The 18,541-nt window shown below is 44.4% G+C and carries 16 protein-coding genes and 1 pseudogene; 2 read left to right on the top strand and 15 right to left on the bottom strand.

The genetic code is table 11. The features are described from left to right. Positions 1-101 precede the first annotated feature (101 nt). From tssD (H8S64_RS21465) to H8S64_RS21455, 3 genes are all read right to left on the bottom strand, one after another. Positions 102-506, bottom strand: a complete 405-nt coding sequence (tssD, locus tag H8S64_RS21465) for a type VI secretion system tube protein TssD (protein WP_186978676.1) — start codon at positions 504-506, stop codon at positions 102-104. Positions 507-841: 335 nt separating this feature from the next. Continuing rightward, a complete protein-coding gene (locus tag H8S64_RS21460) occupies positions 842-1,351 on the bottom strand; it encodes a WG repeat-containing protein (RefSeq protein ID WP_186978675.1) in 510 nt (169 codons plus the stop codon). A 14-nt stretch (positions 1,352-1,365) separates the two neighbouring features. Then, a complete protein-coding gene (locus tag H8S64_RS21455) occupies positions 1,366-1,818 on the bottom strand; it encodes a type VI secretion system amidase effector protein Tae4 (RefSeq protein ID WP_222621227.1) in 453 nt (150 codons plus the stop codon). A gap of 191 nt (positions 1,819-2,009) precedes the next feature. Here H8S64_RS21455 and H8S64_RS21450 point away from each other — a divergent pair, with 191 nt between their 5' ends. Next, positions 2,010-2,327, top strand: coding sequence for a hypothetical protein (locus H8S64_RS21450; RefSeq protein ID WP_186978674.1), 318 nt, complete (start codon positions 2,010-2,012; stop codon positions 2,325-2,327). Between the two features lie 436 nt (positions 2,328-2,763). On the opposite strand, the gene H8S64_RS21445 is transcribed toward H8S64_RS21450, so the two are convergent. From H8S64_RS21445 to H8S64_RS21420, 6 genes and pseudogenes are all read right to left on the bottom strand, one after another. Beyond that, a complete protein-coding gene (locus H8S64_RS21445; protein WP_186978673.1) occupies positions 2,764-4,050 on the bottom strand; it encodes an SIR2 family protein in 1,287 nt (428 codons plus the stop codon). Positions 4,051-4,452: 402 nt separating this feature from the next. After that, a complete protein-coding gene (locus tag H8S64_RS21440; RefSeq protein WP_186978672.1) occupies positions 4,453-4,887 on the bottom strand; it encodes a hypothetical protein in 435 nt (144 codons plus the stop codon). A gap of 376 nt (positions 4,888-5,263) precedes the next feature. Beyond that, positions 5,264-9,319, bottom strand: a pseudogene (locus H8S64_RS21435) (DUF6531 domain-containing protein); the annotation flags it as partial. A 26-nt stretch (positions 9,320-9,345) separates the two neighbouring features. Next, positions 9,346-9,630, bottom strand: coding sequence for an immunity 17 family protein (locus H8S64_RS21430; RefSeq protein ID WP_128129154.1), 285 nt, complete (start codon positions 9,628-9,630; stop codon positions 9,346-9,348). Continuing rightward, the gene (locus tag H8S64_RS21425) at positions 9,581-10,972 is read right to left on the bottom strand and encodes a hypothetical protein (RefSeq protein ID WP_186978670.1); all 1,392 of its coding nucleotides are present in this window, start codon (positions 10,970-10,972) and stop codon (positions 9,581-9,583) included. Before H8S64_RS21425 ends, H8S64_RS21430 begins: the two co-directional genes overlap by 50 nt. Positions 10,973-10,975: 3 nt before the next feature. Next, positions 10,976-12,580 carry a type VI secretion system Vgr family protein gene (locus tag H8S64_RS21420; RefSeq protein ID WP_255469668.1) on the bottom strand — a complete coding sequence of 535 codons (1,605 nt, stop codon included), beginning with the start codon at positions 12,578-12,580 and terminating at the stop codon, positions 10,976-10,978. On the opposite strand from H8S64_RS21420, the gene H8S64_RS22650 reads away from it, so the two are divergent. Next, positions 12,482-12,769, top strand: coding sequence for a hypothetical protein (locus tag H8S64_RS22650; RefSeq protein ID WP_234061111.1), 288 nt, complete (start codon positions 12,482-12,484; stop codon positions 12,767-12,769). The genes H8S64_RS21420 and H8S64_RS22650 overlap by 99 nt on opposite strands. A gap of 79 nt (positions 12,770-12,848) precedes the next feature. Here the strand turns inward: H8S64_RS22650 and tssD (H8S64_RS21415) are convergent, their stop codons facing one another. The 6 genes from tssD (H8S64_RS21415) to H8S64_RS21390 form a co-directional block, all read right to left on the bottom strand. Continuing rightward, entirely contained in the window at positions 12,849-13,247 is a 399-nt protein-coding gene (gene tssD / locus H8S64_RS21415) for a type VI secretion system tube protein TssD (RefSeq protein ID WP_071150226.1), read from the bottom strand. A 380-nt stretch (positions 13,248-13,627) separates the two neighbouring features. Beyond that, entirely contained in the window at positions 13,628-14,113 is a 486-nt protein-coding gene (locus H8S64_RS21410; protein ID WP_186978668.1) for a hypothetical protein, read from the bottom strand. Positions 14,114-14,120: 7 nt separating this feature from the next. After that, positions 14,121-14,678, bottom strand: a complete 558-nt coding sequence (locus H8S64_RS21405) for a Panacea domain-containing protein (protein WP_186978667.1) — start codon at positions 14,676-14,678, stop codon at positions 14,121-14,123. Between the two features lie 106 nt (positions 14,679-14,784). After that, the gene (locus tag H8S64_RS21400) at positions 14,785-16,272 is read right to left on the bottom strand and encodes an FRG domain-containing protein (protein ID WP_186978666.1); all 1,488 of its coding nucleotides are present in this window, start codon (positions 16,270-16,272) and stop codon (positions 14,785-14,787) included. 13 nt (positions 16,273-16,285) lie between these two features. Further along, complete coding sequence (locus tag H8S64_RS21395; protein ID WP_186978665.1) at positions 16,286-16,624, bottom strand: hypothetical protein; 339 nt, start codon at positions 16,622-16,624, stop codon at positions 16,286-16,288. A 12-nt stretch (positions 16,625-16,636) separates the two neighbouring features. After that, positions 16,637-18,451 (bottom strand): RHS repeat domain-containing protein, encoded by a 1,815-nt coding sequence (locus H8S64_RS21390; protein WP_255469667.1) that lies wholly within the window; start codon positions 18,449-18,451, stop codon positions 16,637-16,639. Positions 18,452-18,541: the final 90 nt, after the last annotated feature.

The following is an 18,541-nucleotide window of genomic DNA, read 5'->3' as shown; positions in this document are numbered from 1 at the left end:
CTTTATCCATTCAGAGTGAGAGAAAGGGGGACATTGTCTCTCTTTCCTCTCTGAAAAATAAATGTTTTTATTGCTTATTATCCGCACCCAAAAAGTTGCATTTATAAGTTGAACTCAAGCCAACTGTTAGTCAAAAAAGCGTTTCCTACAATCAGGCTGTCTGCGGAAAGTGTTATTGTAGTAAAGAGCGGCCGCTTTTTATCTACATTGAATACCTCTTTGTAATAGACTATGTAGGCACATCTGAACTCTATAATTCTGAATACCGAATTGTCATCGGTTCTGTAAAAGATTATCTTGCCGCTTACAGGCTTGAACTGGCTGTTCACCATAGACTCCAGAATTTCTGTATCCTTGGTTGCTTCGATACTGAATGTCAGTTTTCCTCCGATAACGGATGTTACAGGCCTACCTTTTTTGTCAGTTTTCCGGCTGAATTCAATATGAGAAAAAAGAATATCTATTTCTCTTCCGCGTATGCTTACGGTTGCTCTGAGTGCTCCCATATAAGTATTTTTTATGATTATGAATCAAGGTTTCAAGAACTTGATTAAAGCAGTGAACTGCTTTCGGAAAAGAATGAAGATATAACCGGAAACAAATATAGGGGAAAAAATCGTATTTTCCAATATGTTGGATAAAAAAGGCTTTTATGTTTGTTATATTGTTTTATGAATGTGTATTATGCTGTTTTCATTATACAAAAGTGGAATTTCAGTTTTGAGCGTGTTAAGCTGTATCAACTTTGCTGTTCAGCTGATGTATAAGGTTAAAATAGGATAGTTCGTTTATGTTTGACTATCCTATTTGTTTGTAATAAGGGAAAAATATTTCATGTATTTTAATTTTCCTTTGGTAACAAAGGATTATCAATAAAAGTCCAGGAAGAAGATTCCCAGACAGCATATTCACCATTGCTTACAGATTGTCCTTCATACGTAACCTTTGCCTTGCCATCTTTGAAAGGGAAGGCAAATTTATAGCTTGGAGGGATGATTACCGTTCCCAGAGTATCTGCAAATCCGATGGTGCCATCTTCGTCTATGATTCTGAATAATCCTTCTTGTGGGTAGTCTGGTCCATTGTCATATTTGAATACGTTAAAAAGCTTATTGCCTTTTTTGTCAAGGCATACTATTTTCCCGTTTCCTTCAGCCACAAATCCAATACGCTTGATTGTGTCAGTATAGGCAAATGGATACATGCATGGTATTACAGTATCACCGCTTTCTGAGACATATCCGAATAAGCCGTTATCTTCGAACACGAACAACTTCTCGTCAGGCGTTCTCGTACAACATGCAAGCCCGACTGTGCAGATGAATGAAAAATACAATAGGATTCTGTTCATGATTGTTCCCTCGATTATTGTAATACATAAAGCTCTACATCGCCGCAATCCGTAAAATAAGCTTTTCCTTCCACTTTTTCACCATTAAACAAATCCACGTGTCCGGAAGCGTCGCTCCAATTACAGTTCCTGAAGATTATGATTCCCTTTTTTCCTTTGAAATCTTCCAGTTTTTTCCCTTTTATCGGTGTGCCGCCTATCTTTTGTTTGATGAAGCTAAGCATGTCAGTTACTCTATAAAGATACCATTTCTTGTCCTTTCCCGAGGATGTGGCACCGTCATAGCGTGATATGGGCATACCCGAATAATTAAAGGCATACGACAAGCGTATTGCACAGGCGTTGGTGAAGAAGCCGGCCTTTATGTTCTCTTCTACTTTTCCGCCGATTAGTTTACCGACCGCTGATGTTGGTAGATCTTTAACTTTGCCAAAGTTGGAACTAAGTGTTGAATAAGCGATGTTCATAATGTTCATTTTTAGTTCGTTAAACATTTATTTTAAAATAGTTTCAAGTGGTCAGCTTCATATTAAAATGAAGCTATAAGTAGGCTCGTAATATAAGAAAACTTATTGATACTTGGAAATATTTTCAGGGATTTAATTCTGTTAAGAATGAAATTTGGTATCTTTGTAGATGAATTTTAAAAAATAATGCAATGGATATAAGGCAAATAATAGAGGAAAAACGTGATATTTTTAAAGCCATGGATCTGGCAATAGACAAAACATTAAATGTACAAGATGCTCAAATGCGTAAAGAAGGTAGATTAGAGCTGGATAAACTACGGGGCAAAGACCCGGCAGTACCTTTTTTCATCGGCTATGCGTATGAATTTGAATATGATTGTTCTAAAGATACGAAGTATGCCAAAAAAGCGATAGAAGAGTATAATAATCTTCTTAGTTATGAATATGCCTTTTTACATGCAAATATTGAACGGTTGCAGAGTGCTGTAAATAGTGTAAATCCATAGATGTATTTTCTTGTTTATAAGACTTCATATTCTTGAAAAGATGTTTGCTCGGGGTAAGAACAGACATCTTTTTTATTGTGGGTTTTGCTATATTGGCTGATTCCGTAAAGGAATACGTAAGGTTAATAGAGGGGCAGATGAATAAATGACGAGTTGTTCTGCTATTTCATAAATCCGTTGGATTATTATGAAAAACATCCCGTTGAAAAAGACAAATTAGGATGGTACTTTCAGTATCTTGTTGATATGGAATTTTTCAAGGAGATATGTGATGATAAATGCAAGTACAGTGATATGGTTAGCCGGGTTGTAACGATATTTATGAGAAACGACACCCTTGAGGATATACGGCATCAAAAATGTCTTCCAATAATGCAGGAGTTGATAAAGAAGTAATAGCGGGTAATAATTAATACTCGCTATTACTATTCAGCTTCTATGAGTTCAAGAAAGCAAGGATTTCATCACAGCAGGCCGCTGCATGTTTGAATCCTTTGGGTAATACCATTAGGCATCCATTGTCGCTGTATAGGGCACCTGTTTGTGAGTTTTCCTTTTTATATAGTTGACGGATAACTCCATTGAAATCCCCACAATCAGTTATGCGACAAAGAAATTTTCCTTGATTCTGACTTAGCCAATATCCTCCATGCATTCTATCTCCTTGGGGAATATTCCAAAAGTCAATAAGCACGATACGCTTTAGGTCGCCATGCAAGAAATTCATTCTTTCCAGGAGGTTATTACAATACAAATCTCCAAAGCTATATCCTGCAATTACCAGTTTGTGGTTTCTGATGATACAGTTGGTCATATTGGCATGATAAAAGTCAAATGGAACGCAGTTTAGCTTATCCGTTTTACGCAATCCTGTAACGATTGGAGAGGAATAATATGTTTCTCCTGATTGGGTACAAGGCTGGCTTTGTCCTCGTCCTGTCATCAATCCTTTAACTGTTGCATAGTCAGGATATTTATATAAGTCATGGAACAGAAAGGTATAAATGTCTTTATTAAGATCTTTATATGACTGGAAGTAATAATTTATACATCCATGCAGATGATTTATTGTAGGTAAGCCATTTGGATTTTCAAACAACTTCTTGGGATTGAACCGTAGGAATGCATCTTGAATTTCATCCGGTTCAAATCCATCTTCATAATTTTCTATTGATTTCTCTATTGTAGTGTCATAGTTCAATACAAAGAAGTCACTGTTTTCAGCAAACTGTTGATAAAATCTCCAATACCATTCATTTGCCTGTTCTTTCATGATGTTGGAATCATACCCATTCACAATATCCATTATTCTAAGGATAAATTGGTCCATAACAGAACGAAGTGTATTAGGGTCAAAGCCGATATTAGGTTTGGTAAAAGGAGCGAAAACCGGATATAAATTGGGGTTTTTACTGTTTCTGCTCCATACCCAACTGTAAGCATCTAACATCTCTAATACGTGAAACAAATGTTCAAAATGAATATAAGGGGTAGGTGTTCCGCCTACATATGGATTAGAACGGTCTGGTGGATAATTTTCCATTAGCCAGTTGTAGATATCATCTACAATAGTTATTGTATTATCTGGAGTAAGATAATCTGTGTAGGCCCTACGAACATCATTTGTGATTTCTGCAGTTGCAGGTTTAATCACATCTTGTGGTAAAACCAAATCAAGCGGTGTTCCTGCGCCAATCAAAAATGTTGTACGATTATTTTCCATAATGCGCTATATTTATTCATTGAAACATTTCAGGAACTATATCTTCAATTTCAATTCCATCTATTACCTTGGCCGAGAGTTTTTTGCCAAAGTCGCGGACTTTATCACCTGCATATTTGTCAAAGATATAAGTATTCTTGTGGGCGAAATCAAAGTTCTCCAATATCATTTTGTTAATTCCTTCGTCTTTACATCCATATCCTATGATTATCAGTTTTTCTGCATTTCGTAGGTTCTTTCTGAATCTTTTGAAGAGTTTCTTGTAAAGTAATGGATTGTTGTATCTTTCTATTTTAGAGGTTGTGCCGGTCAGAAAATCGGCGTGGTAAGCAATCGGGCAACTTTCATAACATTTTTATTTAGTCCATAGATTTTTTATTAAACATATGATCGTTATTGGAATTATAAATGTTCATTTGTATAATCTAATACAGATTGCTCCCATTCTTTTTTTGTTTTTTTTGAAAAAATGGATAGTGTTCTGTCTTTATTATTCCCAATAAGCGCAACTCCTAATGAAAAATATAATTTTGCATCAATTGTTCTTGACGGTTGCTCAAATTTATTCAATTTTCTAACAATGTATGGGTCATTAAGAATATCAATATTATTCCATATTACTTTATTTTTAGGGGTTGGTGTAAAAGTAATTTCTTCTACTTTTTTATTTTTCTTGTTAAATATGATAGAAAAATCATTCCATCCTAAATGAATTCGTTTGAGGAAATCTATATGTTCAAATATAGGTTTTTCTTCAATTATTTTTTCGACTTCTTCACGGCTCATGCCAAATTTGACATTCCCGACGGATAAATAAGGATCTAATATAAATTCCATTCTTTTAATTTTTAGTTATAAGTTTTTTTAATCTTTTTGCCTGAGATTTTGTTATGAGATCATTCTCTTTGGCAGTTTCAACAGCTTCAATCATACCTCTATCATATTTTGTTCCAAATTTTGATTTTATATCTTTTATATCCATTTCCATAGCTTTATCAAATCTATTTTGAGCTATATATTGAGCTTGTAATTTTCGAAATGCATCACCAGCTTTACCTTGTCTACCATGACTTGCGGTTAGGTAATGATCTTCTTTTTCCATCCAAACTGATGGTCCTTTTCCATATGGTAAACCATTGATTGAATTAGCTGGCATGTGATGTACTTCTCCTCCATTGTTTGTATCTCTTACTTGGCTGTATGTGCCTCCTGAAGATAAACCAAATATATCAATTAATATATTGGTATTATCAGCATATGCATAAATATTAGTTATACCTCCCTTTAGCCCGATTGGATCCTGCGAAACATACATCCCCATTTGTGGCGAGTAATACCTGAACCGGTTGTACGCCAATTCAATTTCCCGGTCATAATACTGCCCCTGGAACAGGAACGGTATCATTCCTACGTTTCCGGTCTCTTCAATAACTTCGCCGTTCATGTCCAGCGTCCTGCTCCACACCTCATTACCATCCGCATCGTATGCCTCGGTAGGCGTACCCAGATGGTCTGTCAGTATGGAATAGGCTCTGCCTTCCTTTATCATGGCGGCAGGCACGAAGGATTCCTCCTCGAAGAGCCAGAGTGTGCGTTCCTTGCGTTCTTCCTCGGTCAGCCACGCATCCTCTTCCCTTGAGTAGCTCCGTCTCTGCTTCCACTGGTGCAGTGGCACGTTCCCGTTCCACATCCAGCGCGTCACGGTCGTTCCGAAGCTCTTGGAGAGCCTTCTTCCCAGTGCATCGTATTCGAATGTCACTTTCTCTCCGTCAGGCCGTACCACCTTTGCCAGTGAGCCGTCAGCGTTCCACCTGTATTTCCAGTGTTCCTTTTTTCCGTCCAGCCATCTTCCCGTGCCGATGTATCGTTCTGTCAGGTTTCCGTCCTTGTCATACTCGCAGTGCCACTTTCCGTCCTGTTCCATGGCTCCGCCCTTCAGGAAGCGGCGTACCGTGCAGTCGGGATCGGGGTACAGGTTTCCCAGGCTATCGCTCTTTCTCCACTGTTCCGTTCCGTCTCCGTACTCGGCATACTCCAGCTGTCCGTTCGGGGTGTACCCGTACCGTGTCGTTCCCCGTCTGCTGTCTTCCGTTGCGAGCAGTCGGTCTGCCTTTCCCCAGCGGTAGCGGCGCATGTGGCGTGTCTGCGCATTCTTTCGCGTGAGTGCGTCCACGAGGCGGCCAATGTTGTCGTAAGCGAAACTTCGCACTACACCTCCGGGCAGCATACGCTCTGTTTCAAAGCCCAGTGTGTCGTAACTGTGCTGCGACTTCCACGGCATTTCACCGTTCCCGCAGCCGTCTCCGCCTCTGAACTCCGTCAGTTCTCCGAACTCGTTGCGTTTGTATTCCAGATTCGCTCCGAGCGTACTCTGCAGGGACAGTATCTGTCCGGTCCTGTCGTAGGTGCGTGTGATGGTCTCACCGTCTGCCGTTTCCATTACCGGCAGTCCCAGTGCGTTGTAGGCAAACTCCACTCGGCTTTCACCCCGTGTTGCTTCCACGAGCCTTCCCGATATTCCATATTGGTAGGTCTGGTCGGGCTCATCCGTCGTCACATACGACACCCTTGTCACCCTCGATGCGTTGTCATATTCGTATTCCCGTACGATTCCGCTCGGCAGCCTTTCGCTGGTTACACGTCCGGCGATGTCACGTTGGTATATCCTTGTTCCCCGGTCAAACCCTGTTTCCCGGATTACGTTGCCTACGTCGTCAAGGTCGAACTCATAGTATTGCATCCGCTCGTTTATCACGTGGCGTAGCCGTTCTTCCCTGTCATAATGGAAACCTACTACGCCTCGGCTGTCCTTGCGGTGTGTCAGCTTCCACATGCCCGAGTAGGTGTATTCCACTTTCTGCAGGTCGTCCTGGTATTCCAGCAGGTTGTCTATGCCGTCATATCTCAGGTGTATGTGGTTGCCGTCGAAGTCTTCCACTTCCGTTACGCGTCCTATGGCATCGTAGCGCCTTGTCTGTACGGCTCCCTTCGGGTTTGTCACCTGCGTGCAGCGTCCCAGTCCGTCGTAGCGATAGTGCGAGGTGTTTCCCCGGCTGTCTGAGGCTTCTGTCAGGTTGCCGTCCTTGTCGTAACTCAGTATGGTTTTTACACCATATGGGTCAGTGATGCTTATGGCCAGTCCTTCGCGGTACTCTATCTGCGTTTCCGCTCCTTCCGGATTGGTTCTTTTGGTCACATTTCCCTTTGTGTCGTAATCGAACTTCCATGTTCCGCCGTCAGCCGTGGTCACGCTCAGCGGCCTGTTGCGCAATGCTCCCTTGCGGAAGAATACGGCTGATACACTGCCGCCTCCCGGGTCGGAACTGTCGGTACAGTTTCCCCAGCGGTCGTATTTGTACAGGCTGCTGTTGTCTGCCGGATCAGTTTCCTGCAGGAGTTTCCGATCCGAGTCGTATTTCCATCGGTGCTCGCCTCCGTTGGCATCCACCTTCAGATACACCAGGCCGTCCTTGTGGTAATATTTTGTAGGCTTGTCATGGCTGTCAAGCACTTTGGTCATGCCATCGAGGAATTGCAGCTTGTGGTCGTATATTCCTCCGTCTCCCCGTGTGTGTACACATCGGGCTCCGGTTTCGCTTCCGTCATATTCGAAGAACCAGTTCAGTCCGTTTCTCCATGTTTCCTTTACGATCAGCCTTCCTTCGTATTCATACCGCATGGCATCGCCCACGGCATTACGCTGGCATACCATGTTTCCTTCCGCATCGTATTCGTATGATGCGAGTATTGTTTCCTCCCCCTTGTTTTCAGGGTGCGGTACTTTTATCTCCATTATGTGCCCGTTGCGCTCGTCGCATTCCACGGAGAGCCTTCTTCCCGCGCTGTCGGTTATCTCCTTCAGGTATCCTTTGCCATTGTATCCGAACCGTATGGCGAACCCGTTCGCATCCGATACGCTTTCCAGCAGATGTACGGAGTCGTATTCCTTCTGTGTGAATCGGTAGTACAGGTCTTCGTCCATGTCCCAGATGCAGTAGCCGTCCTTTTCTTTTCTAGCTTCTTTGCGTTCTGCACGGATGAACGAGGGCTTCTTCTCACTCGGTAGCGGGAAGGCTACGGGTATTCCGTCGGACATTCGTAAGGTGAGGATACCGTCTTCCACTACGATACCCATGTCGTAGGCATGATGCCATCCATTACCTAGCGGCCCTTGGTAATCACTCCGGCTGTACCATGTGCGTTCCCAGGAGAGAGGGATCGGGCCGTCTATCCAGAAATCTTCCTCGTCTGTGAAGAATGTGCCGCTTGCCACGTCCACCGGGTGTCCGGTTACGGTACAGATGGTCTTGTGCAGCATGTCCTTCAGCTTGTCGCTCTTTATCTTTTTGTTTACGGCTCCATGCAGTTTGTCTGCTAGTTTCTCGGTCTTTTTCTTGTACAGTCTTCCGAATGCCCCCATGCACTTGCGTGAGAGGGCGGCCATCGGGTTAAGCGGCACGGGTACGGGGCTGGTCAGAATCTGTCTGGCCGGAGGGATGGGATTGATTACGCCTGTCGGCAGGAACAGTCCTGGAACCTTGTGTACGCTCGACATGCCCAGGTCGTTGCAGTCCAGATGCATGTGCGCTCCTCCTCCCGAGAGCGGCAGCCCGTCTGCAAGCACGGTCAGGCTTCCCATGAAGGCATGTCCGTTGTTTTTTGGTATGGGTATTGAGTTTGCCGCAAATCCGGCTCCCATCGGCACATGCGGTATGCTGCGTGTGGTGGTGGAAGCCACGGCACGTGGAATGAATCCGCCGATCTTCACGGTGGCTCCCATCATGCCTACAGCCATGGTCAGTGCCGTGTGTCCTATCTCTGCGAGTTTGGCCGAGTCCGCATCCCCGGTTTCTTCCGCAGTGGGTGGAGGGGGGATATACGAGGCTACCGCCGCCGTCATGAAGTCCTGCGGACAGAGCAGTGTCCCTACATATGGGTGAGGCATCGGCACGCTTGTGGCCGGTGGTATGTTCACCAGGTGGATGTCCACTCCGATTACAGGGTCGAGCTGTTTGGAGATGGGCAGGCAGGCCTGTCCTTTCATACCCAGTGCCCCGAGCACGGGGAGTACGGCTGCCTCGCTCACGTTGTCTGCCAGACTGCCCAAGGCTGTAGCTGCCTTCAGTCCGGTATCAAGCGCGTTGACGGACGGGGATACGCCCGCCTCCGTATTGGCGGAAGTTCCCGAAACCACACCCGACATCTGTGCCCCTACGGTGGCTTCAAGCTGTGCGCTTACCTGGTCGAAATATCCTGTTCCTGATGACATAGTTTATAGTTGTTTTTAGAGTGGGTTCAAGTTTTGAAAAACAGATAGGCCGACAATAGTATGGCCAATACTACAATGACTCCGAGCCAGAAACGGAATCCGTTTGGCCCCAGCAGGTCAAGCCAGAAGTTCCCTCCCCAGCTTCCGGGACGGGCATAGGTCCATTTCCAGTCCAGTATCAGCCCTGTCAGCCATACCAGCAGAATCAGGATGACCACAAGGTAGCCCGACTTCGGGTTTTCCTTGATATATCCCGGCCCTTCACTGAACAGTTGTTGGAGGGTTGTCCATATTTTGTTGATCCATTCCATGATATTTCCCTAAATTTCGTTTGTATTCATACAGAAAGTCTTCCCAGTCCTTGCCTATGGCACGGCTCAGTACCAAGTTGATTTCCTCATTGCTGACTGACGGCTGGCGTTTCCGGCTTTCCAGCAGTTTGAGCAGCAGCAGAGGGTAAGACGAATGCCTTATCAGGTCTGACGACAATTTGTCTGCCAGTCGGAATCCCTCGATGTAGCACTCCGTGGCTCTTTCCGTATCGTATGCTTTCTCCCAGCACCACCCGCACATTCTCAGTGTTTCTGCCTGCATGAGGTAATCCTTGCAGTGTGCGTAGGCGTCTGCGCCCATCCGGTAGGTCTCTGCTGCATCGTTCCAGTCGGATTTCCGTACTTGTATGGATGCTTTCCCTACAAGCGAACTGCCGAGAAGACGCCCCGATAGAGACGGGTCAAGTTTCCCTTCTCCCAGCCGTGCCGCTTCTACCGCTTTGTTGGCAAAGTACAGAGCCATGTCAAGATCCTTATGGTTGATATGGTCTGTATATAGAATGGTATATACTGTTACGAACTGACTCAGCCAGTTCAGATCTTTTTTTACATTGGCAAGTGCCATATCGAGGCATTTGCGTGCGTATAGGTCTGTTTGGGCAGCGTCTCCTTTCTTTACGCTGTTCATGAGTCTGGTCAGTGCCATCCTGAAGTCGGAGGCGGCAGGGTCGCTCCGGTCTTCGTTGGCCGCCTGTTCTGCCAGTTGTTCGGTTGCTCCGTCCATGTCTATCGGGGGATAGATGGAGACTGTTTCTTTCTGGTAGGTCGTCATGAGTTTGCCGAACTGTTCTTGGCCGATGATGTCACCGGTTCCCCATACCATTTGTTTGTCGAATGGTTGGGAGAGTGCCTGATTGAACCACTGCCGGCATCCTTCATAGTCCGCAGTGCCTTCCAGATCGAAAACGAAGCTGCATTTCATGTCTGTACCGTTGACAAGTTCACGGGTCAGCCGGTTGAGATTTTCCACTACTGTCTGGGCTGCATTGCTGCTATTTATGGTGCTGTCATCTGCCTGCCATTCCACTTTCTCAAAAATGATGTCTTCAGGCTTCTTCGCGTTGTTCCAGTACTCTATTTGTTTGTTGATATATTGCAGTACATCTTTGCTGAACTCCATTGCGGATGTAAATGGAAGAGCGATGACGAAGACCATGTCTTCTTCTTCGCTGTCGATGGCCAGCATGTAGTCATAGAAAGCCTTGAGCATGGTTTCGTCACCCGGATTGATGACAATGCGTATCATCTTTACCGGTTGTGCCACGGCATTCTCCCAAAGGTGGAGCATATTGTCCGCTATTTGTTGTATGGCATTGCTCATAGGTCAGTTCAGTTTTACGATTGTACCAGCTATGGCGGTTGTTCCGCTGGAGTCCACGGTTGCCTGCGTGGTACCCGAAAGGGTTGCCGTTTTGCTTCCCGTAGCGGTCACGTCACTTCCTTTTATGTTATATGCTTCTTCGGCACTGCTGTTTATTGTTTTTGCAGTCTGCGTGATTTCGTTGGCGGCCGTTTCCGTAATCTGGGCTTCTGCGGAGGATTTGATGTTCCCTTCACTGTCCAGTTCAATGCTGGTTTTGCCTACGCACAGCATGATGGATTTGGATGCGGAAATCTTGATGTTTCCTTTTCCGTCGGCGGCATAGCTGTTGCCGGCCTGATCCGTCATGGTGATGCTGCCTTCGTCATCATCTATGGTGAGGGTGCATCCGCTCCGGGTGGTCAGGCTCTTTTTCTTGTTGCCGCTGTCACCGCCTGTTCCTGTCTTCCCGTTGAACAAGCTGCCCATTACGAATGGACGTTTCGGGTCGTCATACCGGAAGCCTACCAGTACGATGTCGTCCTTTTCCGGGATGAAGACAAAACCTCTGTTAGTTGATACTTTATTGCTTATTCCGGCATCAGGAGTCATGACACGTATCCATGAGGTTGTCATGCCGTCGCCCTGCCAGTTCATTTTTACCTGAACGCGTCCCTGCTTCTTTGGGTCATCATTGCTTACCACTACCGCCTGCTGCGTCTGTGCCACGGGTAGGGGAACTTCCGGAGCCGGAAGACTTGTTGTCTGCGAGTAGAGTGCGGTAAAGTTGTTGTTATAGCTTTCTCCGGTTCCGGCTATATGGGTAATTTCAGTGATGAAATATTCACCTAAAGTCTTTTCAATAAAATCAAATTGGAAGTTCTGTATTGCGGTTTGTATTTCCACTACGCTGCCGAGTGTTATCCGGTTGCAGTCCGTTTCACAGGATATATAGTGTGAAGGCGAGGCATCGCTCTGTTGTTTCTTTTGGAAATGGTTTTCTGCCTGACTGTCGTTGGCAACCCTGATTTCCGTATGTTGGAATGCTTTCGATTTGAAAAGTTTGACAGAGGCGTCAAAGGCCGTTTGCCCCAGCATGTTCATTCCGGTGGGGACATTGGAAGCGGCACCTTTGCTGAATTTGCCATTGGCGGTGTCGTATGAGTTTCCTTCTACCGGGCGGGCAAGCGTCTGGATTCCTATGTTCAGGTCTGATATTTCGCGTCCGTAGCTCAATGGTATGGCTGATGGCAGTTTGTCAGGCTTGCCGAATACAAGTTGTTTCCCGTCATAGTACAGCCATTCGTGATATTGTCTGGCCAGCCTGCGGATAAAGTCGAAGTCGCTTTCCATATACTGGCATTCGTATTCTATGTCAGCTGTATATTCCGGCTTGATGGCGCAAGGCACACCGGCCCTGTCGCATATTTCCTTTACTATGCTGAATAGCGTGGTATTGGTCCACGAAGCACAGTTTAGTTCTGTTTCAAGAAGGAAGGTCAATGAATACCCCTGGATAAGCAGATAGCCGTGATTGCCTTTCGAGCGGTGCAGTCCCACATGTGTCACTATCCCTTTGAAGCTGTTGCCGCCCAAAAGGATTTCTGCTTGCTTGCCTATCCAGTTCATGCTGTTGTCAAGCGTATGAGTCTTGTAAAATTCACCGGACTCTATATCCATGTGAACTTCAAAATAATGATGGTCATTGATGCACTGTTTCAACACAACCTGAAAAAAGGAAGGAAGAGGAACATCATCAATATTGACGGTTGTCATCTTCTGCTCAAGCATAACGGCAATGATTTTTTAGGTGAATAAATAAAATTGCCGCTTGACGGATTGAGCCCTTCAAGCGGCAATATCTTACATTCCGCTTAGGGGCGTTGCCCCGGAGCGTTTAGTTTTTCGGCCATCTGTTGTCAAGCGCAGCATTGCCCACATTGATAAGCTCAGCGGAGAATGTGAGTGCGATAGTCATCGGCACGTCGTTGTTCACGTCAAGAGTTTCCTTGTAGTGTACGATGTAGGCGTTCTTGAACTCGATTTCCTTCATCTTAGCATCCTCTTCAATCTTCTTGTACACGATTTTTCCTTCCACCTGCTTGAACTGACTGTTCAGCATGGCTTCGATGGTCGCAGTGTCGTCAGTTGATTCGATAACTACCGAAACACGTCCTCCCTGGATGTTTGAGGATGGTTTTCCCTTCGCGTCTGTTGTACGACTGAATTCATACTCAGAGTGCAGTACGTCATACTCTTTTCCTGCAAATTCCAATGTAGCTCTAAATGATGCCATAATTGATAGAATTTAAAAGTTTAACAATAAATTTGAATGACTCCGTTTCCCTTTTCTGAATCCTGTCGTCTTCCGTCAGAAAACAAAAAAAGAGAAAACTTCAAAAACGATCTTTTGAAATTTCCTCCGGTTCTTCCAGACGATTTCTGTTTTATTTGTGGAAAAAGAAGAAGAAAAATAAAACATCATCTTTGTCAATCGCAATTATAGGGAAATAAAATCATATATCCAAATATTTCTCCGATTTTTTTGAAAAAAAAGTTTTCCACCGGGAAATATAACGATATATCCGCCTTGATTTAGATGTGTTCCTTTTTACTTCTTCTTCTTCTTTGGATTCTGTTATTTCTCAATTAATCTTACATCAGAAAAATACTGGCTTATATAATTCCGTAACGTTTTTTGGTAGCATTGTCAAATACTTCTGTCTCTTTCAGAAACGCCATCACTCTTTCTCTGTCTTCGGGAGTCAGACAGCCTTTCAGTTTTCCGTCCTTTTCCGTAATTTTCAGTTTTGAAAGCTCGAATATATCCGAGCAGTCCAGCCAGCTGTCATAGTCCAGAATGCTCCGATAGTTGCGTACCAATAAGGGATATTGGCTGTTTAGCAGTTCCTCAGACCTCTTCTTGGAAGAATCTATCTCCGAATTTATGAGCAACGCACCGATGGCTACTCCTTCTGGCGTGAACCCGATAATGACAATGTATTTCTTACGGTCATCATATCCGTTTTTCAATATCAGTCCGTCCTCTTCATCCAAAGGAACATAAATAATGTCACCAATCTTCACTGATGACATATCTACTCGTTCTGCTTCGTCCATTGCAGCCTTCAGCTTTTCAAGCACACTGTTTTTATCGTCCATCTGATTTTTAGGATAAAGCGTTTCTGACAATTTGTTTTTCTCGGATGTAATCTACCATTTCCTTGGTTGCTTTTCCGGCTCTTGCTATATCTATGATGGTAATGAAATTCTTTTGAGGATCATCCTGAATGCGGGTCATTGCTTCTTCCCATGCCGAGTCGTGCGACAGATCCGACAGGTCATAGGGGTCTGTATCCTTATATTTTTCGATAGCAGCATCAAGACAACGCTTGTCAGCACCTGAGATGTAGTCCATATCAGGTTTTGCAGAAGTATAAACCTTCTTGTCTCGTACTTCTATACCGGTGAGAAATTCTTCAAAATTTCCTTCCAGTGGCTTTCCCTCTGCTATTTGCAGTGCCTTATAGGTATAAGTCGGTACTGGGCCATGCTTCAATGCCCTGAAGGAATCCTCTACAAGTACCTTTCCATATTTGACAAGATAATCCTGCTGGGCAAAATAAAGTATCTTGAATAACTTTATATAATCCACTCCTTTGGGAAAACTCTGCATGATATAGAGTAATACTGCTTTTATTTTGGTAATCTGTATAGAAGTTTTCATTTTATCTTAATTCAATTATTGGGCAAATATACAACTAATTTATTGAATAATACGCCTGTAACCCGTAAAATCTACTTTGAGACCATACTATTCATATTTCCAGACCTCATTTAGTGATATGATATTTCTCCTTTATATGTTCGGCCACATGCTCTACTTCGGGGAACAATGTGGATTTGTCTATACCGAGAGCTTCGAGCTGCTTCCTGATTTTCTTCTTTTGTGTTTTGCTGATGATATACGTTTTATAGTCGAATTTTAGTATTGCAGGCTTGCTTTTGTCACCGTCTATGCCATAAAGGAAGAAAGCTCCCGATTGACGGATGATACGCGGGTTGTCAAACATCGGTTTCACACAAAAGACTCTTTCTATGTCTTTTGAGTCAATTACGTCTTGAAAATGAGGCTTCTCGTACTTGATCTCATGTAGCAGGTATGCTATGTCTGTTTGATCGTTAAATCCCTCACGGTCTAAATCCCGAATATTCTCAATACTGAAGTCTATTGGACGTTTTGCTATATTAGATACGACGCTGACTGCATCACTGTCAAAGTATTTGATGTCTGATGTTTTGACTTCAAAACGAAACAGCTTGCCGTCAACTTCGTCATCGTCGCAAGCAAAATACATGGCAACCAAAGGATTGGTTGTAATGTCCAGCAGGCGTGTCGGTAAAGAGTAGTGTTGCATCTTTACCAGTTTCTCAAAGGCTGATGTACTTCCCTTGAAATCGGTAGGACATTGTGCGATAATGTCTCTGAATATCTTGTCCTCATTCTGGATTAATGCTTCTTCCCGATAGATTGAGGGGAGTAACCCATATTTTTTGTCCGATTGCCCTCTGTAAAAGATATGGTAATCCTCTGTATCTTCCAGTTCGCCTTCAAGTCTTTCAAATAATGTTCTGATACTACCTATGGTTGTTGAAGTTTCATTTTCAGGGATGAGGTCATAGGCATCACATGAAATCTCCCAAGGCTTTTTCCCAAGAGTCCGGATTGCTTCTTCAGACAGCTTTTCATAAGAAGCAAAGCTGTCATAAGTGTAGCTTAACTTCTTCTTTCGCAGATATGATGATGTATTGGAGTCCAGAGGAACAAACTTCTCTGGATTGGTATAGAACAGTACAATACTGAGTTTACCTTTTCCTACACTTTTTATATCCAATACAGTTTGAAAAAGTTGTTCTTCTATTTTCCCTTCTTTTGCTTGTCTGAATAAGTCCCACAGTGCTGTTATATCATCTTTACCCCTGGTTGTCTTCCATGGGAATAGATGCACTTTCATTGGATGTATTGTTGGAAGTCCTGTTATATCTGTCGGTACTTGGCATTTGAACTTCAGTTCTGTACATAAATCCTGCAATATTTCAACTCTTCTCTCATTGGAGTGAAACTTGTTGAGATACGATAAGAATGTGAACGGGTCTATTTCTTGTAATGTAATCTCTTTACCTTTTTCTGTGCCGTCTCGAAAACCGGTAATACCGATTTCTTTTAACTTAGATATAAGCTCTGGCTGGCTATTCTGTTTCCCGAGTAGCCAGTCGGATAGTTCTTTATAGAATGGTAACCATGTAAATTTTTTATCCATAACTTATCATGGCTTATTTACTATTTTGATGGAGCCAATTATAGAATCTTTGCTTTAATAGTTCTTTCCATTCTTTGCTGGGACATTTATCTACTAAAGATAGATATTCTTCTGGTGTAGTAGATTTTATCAATAACTCTACCAATTTCAAAAGATCCCATTGCAAATCATAGAATGAGCTTTCTGGAAATAAGCTAATTAATATTAGACCTTCTTCATACGTAATGGGGGCTTTAATCCTTGATAATAATATATCATAAGCCCTTATTGTATTAATAATCATTTCCGTATCATTAATTGATTCATTGGGCATTTGCCCTAATTTTGATAATTCTATAACTTCTTTTCTCATATTATAATATTATTATCTACATGATTGAATAATTTTATCTAATGATAATTCATCTTTTTTTAGCATTCCTAAATTCTCATATTCTTTAATAATTTGAGTTATTGATGCATCATACTTACCATTTCCTATGTTATGTAAGTTTATTAAATCATCTTTCAGAACCTCTATGAAACTTCTGTTTTTATCTATTTTGTAAGTTAATACACCTTTGTATTTGTAAGTACGGGTCAAGGCATGATCTGCATCAGTCATAACAACCGCAATGCCATCAGACTTGGGTAAATACCTTAATTTATCTTGTGGTATATGATGAATCTGTAATCCATCATATGCTGTAGATGCACTTGTTAAATCTCCATAAGTTCCAACTTGACCTAAAACGACATATAACCCCAAAACATCAATCCAGACATTTATATCCTGGACATATCCATACAGAGTCGAATTGTTTCCCACCAGCCCAATCGGGTCAGAAGAAATATACATCCCCATATCCGGAGAGTAGTATCGGAAGCGGTTGTAGTACAGTCCCGTTTCAATATCCTCATACTGCCCCTGATACCTGAACGGCACGAGCGTTCGGTCTCCGTGGCATTCCTTCACCTCTCCGTATACGTCCAGCAGCATCTCCCATACAAGGTTTCCCCTGCTGTCGTATGCCTGCGTAGGCGTACCCAGATAGTCATGCACTATCGTATAGCGTTCCACGTCAGTGACTTTTGCCACCGGCGTGAACGAGGTCCCGTCATATATCCATGTAACGATGTTCTCCGGCTTCTCCGTGCCGTCGTATTCCTCGCGTCCGCTTCCGTCAGTGATGAGCTTCGGTCTGCCGGCTTCCTCAATGTCCCATTCGTGCAGCACCACGTTTCCGTCCCATCCGAACCGCCGGACGGTTCCGTCCATGGTCTTCGACACCCGTCGTCCGAGCGCGTCATACCCGAAATAGACGGTCTTTCCGTCCGGTGTCTTCACCCCGGCAAGCATTCCGTTTGCCAGCCACTCGTAGCAGGTGTCTCCCGGCTGCCAGTCCGCAAACGGGGTGTCCTTGCTTCCGGCACTGCCGTTTTTTTCGTTTTCAGGAGAAGAGAACAGTCCGAACAGCCCCTTCCTGATGCGGCCTGCACTGCTGCCGCTGTTCATATCCGACAGGTTCCTGCGGCTTCTGTGTACGAGGTTCCCCTCGCAGTCATAGCGGTAGTGGAACTCTCCGTCGCTTGTCAGCCGTCCGCCTCCGTCATACGTCCTGTCCCTTCCGCTTTCGCTGCGGTACAGGTTTCCCACCTTGTCGGGTGTGCGGAATATGCTCTCGTGCATGGAGTAGTCCGCCCTCACGAGGTTGCACATTCCGTCGTAGTCGAAGATGACCGGCTCGGGAGAGAGGTTGCAGCGCATCGACATCAGCCTTGCGCCCACGTCCCACCGGTAGCTTCTCCATCCCGTATGCCTTTCGCCCGAATGCACGTGGCGGGAGCGTACAAGCCCCATGTCGTCATAGTCCGTGGTAATCCTTATCCCGCCCGTGGCGAAGCGTTCCGTCTCGCGTCCCGCATCGTCCCGCAGGATGCTGCTTTCCCAGGACTGTATGTTCTTTTTCCCTGTGTTTCCTTCCTCTGCGGATGCCTTGTCCGGTTCAGGCGTTTCCACCTCGGCCTTTATTTCTCCGACAAGTCCCGGACTGTCGTAGGACAGCCGCATGTCCGCTCCGAGCGAGCTTCTCACGCGGGTGCGCTCGCCGTATATGCCGTATTCCGATTCCACGGACATCACCTGCGTGAAGGTGTCGCCTCCCGGGAGACCCGCCTTCTCGCATACCACACGTCCCATCGGGTCGCGCTCCAGCCTTATGCGTGCCTCCGTGTTGTCGGCCGATACCATCAGTCCGTTCCTGTCGTATCCGTATTCCTCCCTTGTGCC

Source organism: Butyricimonas hominis, assembly GCF_014287455.1.
In the GTDB taxonomy this organism is placed as follows: Bacteria; Bacteroidota; Bacteroidia; order Bacteroidales; family Marinifilaceae; genus Butyricimonas; species Butyricimonas muris.
This window is presented reverse-complemented; position numbering and strand designations above follow the sequence as displayed.